Origin of the sequence: Verrucosispora sp. SN26_14.1 (genome assembly GCF_004307965.1) — a bacterium.
GTDB lineage: Bacteria > Actinomycetota > Actinomycetes > Mycobacteriales > Micromonosporaceae > Micromonospora.
In genome coordinates this window covers 1-6,164 of record NZ_SISL01000353.1, presented here as the reverse complement: position 1 = coordinate 6,164, position 6,164 = coordinate 1, and the positions used below count along the sequence as shown (strand labels likewise).

Below are 6,164 nucleotides of genomic sequence, written 5' to 3'. Positions count from 1 at the left end.
AGCGGCGCCATGGTCGTCGCGGTGACCGACGCCGTCGCGGCCCGCCAGGTGGCCGCCGCCGGCGCCACCCCGAAGCTGGTCACGCGTGGTGCCACCGAGCTGAACCGGGCCACCGCGGTGCTGGAGCGCTCCGCCGCGATCCCGGGCACCGCCTGGTGGACCGACCCCGCCACCAACCAGGTCGTCGTCTCCGTCGACAGCACCGTCACCGGCGCCAAGCTGGAGCGGGTCAAGGCCGCCGCCGCCCGCACCAACGGCGCCGTCCGCATCGAGGCCCAGGCCGGTGTGCTGAGCACCCGCATCTCCGGTGGCGAGGCGATCTACGCGCAGGGTGGCGGACGCTGCTCGCTCGGCTTCAACGTGCGCGCCGGCAGCACCTACTACTTCGTGACCGCCGGCCACTGCACCAACATCGCCGCGAACTGGTACAGCAACTCGGCGCAGACCGCGCTGCTCGGTTCGCGTACCGGCAGCGTCTTCCCGGGCAGCGACTACGGCATCGTCCGCTACGCCAACCAGAGCGTCGTGCAGCCGGGCAACGTCTACCTCCACAACGGCACCTACCGGGAGATCACCGCTTCCGGCAACGCGTACGTCGGCCAGTCGGCGCAGCGTTCCGGCAGCACCACCGGTGTGCGCAGCGGCTCGGTGACCGCCCTCAACGCCACCGTCAACTACGCCGAGGGTCAGGTGCGCGGCCTGATCCGGACCAACATCTGCGCCCAGCCGGGCGACAGCGGCGGCTCGCTCTTCAGCGGCACCATCGCGCTCGGCCTGACCTCCGGCGGCAGCGGCAACTGCAGCATCGGCGGCACCACCTTCTTCCAGCCCATCGGACCGGTGCTGAGCCGGTACGGCGTCAGCGTCTACTGACCCGTACTCACGTATCTGACCTTCTCCTCCGCCAGCGGGCCGCCGGATTCCTCCTCCGGCGGCCCGCCCGGCTTGTAAGCAGGGGTCCCCTGCTAACGCCTGCGGTATAGGAAGGGTCCCCTGCTAACGCCAACCGGCGCGCTGGTGTTAGTAGGGGACCCCTGCTATGCGCGAGGCGTTAACAGGGGGCCCTTCCTTGCACCCGGGGAACGGGGACGGGGGAGGGCTGACAGAATGCCGGGAGCAACGGACGTAGAGCCAGACGAGGGAGACGCACGTCGTGATCCGTACCCATGACGCCGGCAGCCTGCGCGCGACGGACGCCGGCACCACGGTGACGCTCGCCGGGTGGGTGGCCCGCCGGCGCGACCACGGCGGTGTCATCTTCGTCGACCTGCGCGACGCATCCGGCGTGGTCCAGGTGGTCTTCCGCGAGGAGGACGCGCACGCGCTGCGCAACGAGTACTGCGTCAAGGTCGTCGGTGAGGTCACCCGTCGCCCGGCGGGCAACGAGAACCCGGAGCTGCCGACCGGCGAGATCGAGGTGACCGCCGCCGAGTTGGACGTGCTCTCCGAGGCCGCTCCGCTGCCGCTGCCGATCGACGACCAGGTGGTGGCCGGCGACGACGTCCGCCTCAAGTACCGCTATCTCGACCTGCGCCGGGGCGGCCCGGCCCGGGCGATGCGCCTGCGCTCGCGGGCCAACCAGCTCGCCCGTGGCGTGTTGCACGAGCGGGACTTCCTGGAGATCGAGACGCCGACGCTGACCCGGTCCACCCCGGAGGGCGCCCGCGACTTCCTGGTCCCGGTCCGCCTGCAACCCGGCAGCTGGTACGCGCTGCCGCAGTCCCCGCAGCTGTTCAAGCAGCTGCTCATGGTCGGCGGCATGGAGCGGTATTACCAGATCGCCCGCTGCTACCGCGACGAGGACTTCCGGGCCGACCGGCAGCCGGAGTTCACCCAGCTCGACATCGAGATGTCCTTCGTCACCGAGGAGGACGTGATCGACCTCGGTGAGGAGATCGCCGCCGCCCTCTGGTCGGACCTGGCCGGGTACGAGATCCCGCGCCCGATCCCGCGCATCACCTGGCACGACGCCATGGCCCGGTACGGCTCGGACAAGCCGGACCTGCGCTACGGCGTGGAGCTGACCGAGCTGACCGACTACCTGCGCGGCACCCAGTTCCGGGTCTTCGCCGGGGCGATCGACGCGGGCGGGTACGTCGGTGCGGTGGTGATGCCCGGCGGCGCCGGTCAGACCCGCAAGGAACTGGACGGCTGGCAGGACTGGGCCAAGGCGCGCGGTGCCAAGGGACTGGCGTACGTGGTGTTGGACGCCGAGACCGGCGAGCCGCGCGGGCCGGTGGCGAAGAACCTCTCCGCCGAGCACCTGGCCGGGCTGGCCGACGCCGTCGGCGCCAAGCCGGGCGACGCTGTCTTCTTCGCTGCCGGCCCGGAGGCACGCCCGGCTCAGGAGCTGCTCGGTGCGGCCCGGATCGAGATCGCCAAGCGGGCCGGTCTGGTCGACGAGAGCGCCTGGGCGTTCTGCTGGGTGGTGGACGCGCCGATGTTCGAGAAGACGGACGATGGTGGCTGGACGGCCGTGCACCACCCGTTCACCTCGCCGAACGCCGAGTGGATGGACCGCTTCGAGGAGGCGCCGGACCGGGCGCTGGCCTACGCGTACGACATCGTCTGCAACGGCAACGAGATCGGCGGCGGCTCGATCCGTATCCACCGTCGTGAGGTGCAGCAGCGGGTCTTCGAGCTGCTCGGAATCACGCCGGAGGAGGCGCAGGACAAGTTCGGCTTCCTGCTGGAGGCGTTCAGCTACGGCCCGCCCCCGCACGGCGGCATCGCGTTCGGCTGGGACCGGGTCTGCATGCTGCTCGCCGGTGTCGACTCGATCCGCGAGGTCATCGCCTTCCCGAAGACGCGCGGCGGCTTCGACCCGCTGACCGGCGCACCCACCCCGATCACCGGGCAGCAGCGCGCCGAGGCCGGTATCGACGCCAAGCCGAAGCCGGCCCAGGTCCCGCACACCGGCACCGCCGGTCCGGCCGCCCCGGTCGCCGACCCCACCTGACCGACACCGCGTGAGGTCGGCGGGCGACGCGCCCGCCGACCTCATATCGCGTGGCGGGCCGTGGCCCGGCGGGAGGGCCTGGACCCGACCGGCCTGCACACCACCACCGGGGTCGCTGCCGGGGTGCTCCGTCCCGGCGAGGTGCGTCTGGATTCCACGCGCGCCGCCACGCTCCTGCGGACGCGGTTGCGTGGCGTCACCGAGCTTCTCGCCGTCTGAGTCGAACCACGAACACCGCTCCGCCCGGATGCACGATCTCTATGCACAATACTTGTGCATAAGAACTGTGCACCGCTACGGTGTGGTCATGGGAGACGTGCAGAAGCCGGCACCGCGACGGGTGCGGATCGATCATCGGCAGGTCCGTGCGTTGGCGCACCCGCTGCGTAACCGGCTGCTCGGTGCGCTGCGGGTGAAGGGGGCGGCGACCGCCACCACCCTCGCCGAGCTGCTGGACACCAACACCGGCGCGACCAGTTACCACCTGCGCCAGTTGGCCGAGGTCGGGCTGGTCGTCGAGGAGACCGACCGCGGCGCCGGGCGGCAACGCTGGTGGCGGGCCGCGCACGACGTCACGAGCTTCGAGAGCACCGACTTCGACGACGATCCGGACGCGCGGGCCGCGATCGAGTGGATCCAGGCCGACCAGGTGCGCCTCTTCGTCGAGCACGCCGAGCGATGGTTCGCCGTACGCGACCAGTGGTCGCCCGAGTGGCGCGAAGCCTTCGGCATGAGCGACGTCTTCATGACCATCCCGGCGGCCCGGCTCAAGGAACTCCAGGCGGAGCTGTTGCAGATCCTCCAGCGCTACCACGCCGAGGCGGATCCCGATGCGCCCGGCGCCGAGCAGGTGCAGGTCGTCCTGGCCAGCCACCCGCTGCTGATGGGGGAGAAGCGGTGACGAGCGACCTGTCCGTGCTCCAGATCCGCCGTCGTTTCCTGATCCTGCACGGGCTCCGGTGGTTACCGGTCGGTCTGATGATCCCGGTGACCATCCTGCTGATGCAGGAGCGGGGCCTGACCCTGACCCAGATCGGCCTGGCCGTCGGCGCGCAGGGGGTGGTGGTGCTCGCCCTGGAGCTGCCGACCGGCGGGTTCGCCGACGCGCTGGGCAGCCGGCCGGTGCTGGTGGTGGCGAACGTGGTCGGCCTGGTGTCGCTGGCCCTGCTGGTGGTCGCCGACTCCTTCGCCCTGCTGGCCGCCGTCTGGGCGTTGCAGGGCGTGTTCCGAGCCCTGGACAGCGGGCCGTTGGAGTCCTGGTACGTCAACAGCACCCTCGCCGCCGACCCGGACGCCGCGTACGAGAAGGGGCTCGGTCAGGGTGGCGCGGTCCTCGGCCTGTCGATGGCGGCCGGTGCGCTGCTCAGCGGCGGGCTGGTGGCGCTGGGGCCGGTGGGTCCGGTCAGCGCGCTCACCACGCCGATCGTGATCGCGGTCCTGTTGCAGGCCGTCGCGCTGGTGGCGTTGCTGGCGCTGCTGGTGGAGCAGCGCCCGGCGGCGGGCGCGGGTGCGCTGCGGTCCTCGGTCCGCGCGGCGCCGCGGATGGTGGGCGAGGCGTTCGGCCTGCTGCGTCGGTCCCGGGTGCTGCTCGCGTTGGTCGCGGTCGAGCTGTTCTGGGGCTTCGGCATGATGACCTTCGAGGGCCTGCTGCCGGTGCGGCTGGCCGAGGTGGTGGGTGACCCGGACCGGGCCGCCGCCCTGCTCGGTCCGGCCAACACCGTGGCCTGGCTGGCGTCGGCCGGCGGTGCGGCGCTCACCCCGCTGCTGATCCGTCGGCTGGGGGCCGCACCCGGTGCCGCCCTGCTGCGGATCGTGCAGGGCGTCACGGTCGTCGGCATGGCCCTGCTGGCCGGTCCGGTCGGCGTGCTGATCGCGTTCATCGCCTGCTACGCCGTGCACGGCGCGTCCAATCCGCTGCACATGGGACTGCTGCACCGGCAGGTGGACGGTCCCTACCGCAACAGCGTGATCTCGGTGAACTCGATGGTGGCCATGCCGGCGGGAGCGTTGGGCGGGGCGGTGCTCGGCTTCGTCGGCGACCGGGCCGGGGTGGGCACGGCGATGCTGGTCGGCGCGGTGGTGCTGGCCGTGGCCGCGCCGCTCTATCTGCCGGCCTGGCGGGCTGCCCGCGCGTCCGCCGGGGCGTCCGCCGGTGCGGGGAGACGGACCGAGGCGAGCGGGAAGGCGCCGGTGTAGCCGAGCCGCCGGTACAACCGGATCGCGCCGGTGTTGTCCGGGTAGACGCCGAGCGCCACCATGTCGTACCGCCGGGACAACGCCCGGGTCATGCCGGCGGTCAGCGCCGCGCCCAGCCCCTGGTTGCGGTGTGTCGGGCAGACGACCAGCCCGGCGAGGAATCCGACCTCGTCCCGGGTCCGGTCGGCCCCGGCGGCGATCAACCGGTCGCCGTCGCGGATGCCGTACCAGTCGACGATCCGGGGATCGCCCGGCCGCGCCGTACTGGTGGGGAACGCCGCGTCGATCAGCGCGGTCAGCGCCGGATGGTCCGCCGCGTCCAGGCGGACCACGTGTTCCTCACCGGGCTGCGGCGGCGGCGCGCCGGTCGTCCAGAGAAAGTCCCAGTCCCGGTACGCCGCCACGACCGCACCGGCGCGGTCGGTGGCCGGATCCCGCCGGGGCAGGTGCACCCACTGGCCCGGGTCGAGCGTCCGCTCCTCGGCCAGCGCGGCGACCAGTGTGACAGCCGCGTCCGGCGGCCCCACGGCGGCGCAGACCGTCGACTGTGGCGACGACAGCAGCCAGCACACCGCCCCCTCGTGTCGCCAGCCGCGCACCGGGGCGTGGCGCGGCACCGTGTGCCGGAAGAAGGGGTGGTGGTCCACGGCGGTCAGGATCGCCTCCCGGCCCACCAGCGCCTCCGCAGGGATGATCACCGCAACAGCCTAGGTGGGGGCGCTGCGGGGCGGCTCGCATCCAGGGTGGAGATTGGCGAGCCGACCGATCGGGTACATCCCGCGCCGAACCTACTGGAACCCCCACCGGAGGAACGACATGCTCGCCATCGCCGCCGCTGCGGTCTTCGGCTTCGCCCTGTTGCTCGACCTGCTCGACACCGACCTCGGCGCACCGGACCTGTTCAACTGGAACACGCTCGTGCTGATCGGCCTGCTGCTGCTGGCCCTCTTCCTGGCCGGCGTCGGCCGGGGCGGCGGTGGCGGAGGCGGCCGCTGGTACCGGGGCCGCC

7 protein-coding genes are annotated in these 6,164 nt (G+C 72.4%); 6 read left to right on the top strand and 1 reads right to left on the bottom strand.

Going from position 1 to position 6,164, the window contains the following annotated elements:
- The 5 genes from EYA84_RS24175 to EYA84_RS24155 form a co-directional block, all read left to right on the top strand.
- The coding region (locus EYA84_RS24175; protein WP_131055630.1) for a S1 family peptidase at window positions 1-873 on the top strand (873 nt) is incomplete at its 5' end.
- Window positions 874-1,153: 280 nt separating this feature from the next.
- Complete coding sequence (gene aspS, locus EYA84_RS24170; RefSeq protein ID WP_131055628.1) at window positions 1,154-2,959, top strand: aspartate--tRNA ligase; 1,806 nt, start codon at window positions 1,154-1,156, stop codon at window positions 2,957-2,959.
- A gap of 60 nt (window positions 2,960-3,019) precedes the next feature.
- On the top strand, window positions 3,020-3,178 hold the full coding sequence (locus EYA84_RS24165; protein ID WP_236145933.1) for a hypothetical protein: 159 nt from the start codon (window positions 3,020-3,022) through the stop codon (window positions 3,176-3,178).
- Window positions 3,179-3,266: 88 nt separating this feature from the next.
- Window positions 3,267-3,860: a helix-turn-helix domain-containing protein gene (locus EYA84_RS24160; protein WP_131055626.1), complete on the top strand. Its 594-nt coding sequence runs from the start codon at window positions 3,267-3,269 to the stop codon at window positions 3,858-3,860.
- The gene (locus EYA84_RS24155) at window positions 3,857-5,155 is read left to right on the top strand and encodes an MFS transporter (protein WP_131055624.1); all 1,299 of its coding nucleotides are present in this window, start codon (window positions 3,857-3,859) and stop codon (window positions 5,153-5,155) included. The genes EYA84_RS24160 and EYA84_RS24155 overlap by 4 nt, the downstream gene beginning before the upstream one ends.
- On the opposite strand, the gene EYA84_RS24150 is transcribed toward EYA84_RS24155, so the two are convergent.
- Window positions 5,062-5,853 carry a GNAT family N-acetyltransferase gene (locus tag EYA84_RS24150; RefSeq protein ID WP_131055622.1) on the bottom strand — a complete coding sequence of 264 codons (792 nt, stop codon included), beginning with the start codon at window positions 5,851-5,853 and terminating at the stop codon, window positions 5,062-5,064. The genes EYA84_RS24155 and EYA84_RS24150 overlap by 94 nt on opposite strands.
- 118 nt (window positions 5,854-5,971) lie before the next feature.
- Here EYA84_RS24150 and EYA84_RS24145 point away from each other — a divergent pair.
- Window positions 5,972-6,164: hypothetical protein (locus EYA84_RS24145; RefSeq protein ID WP_131055620.1), on the top strand; the 193-nt coding region annotated here is incomplete at its 3' end.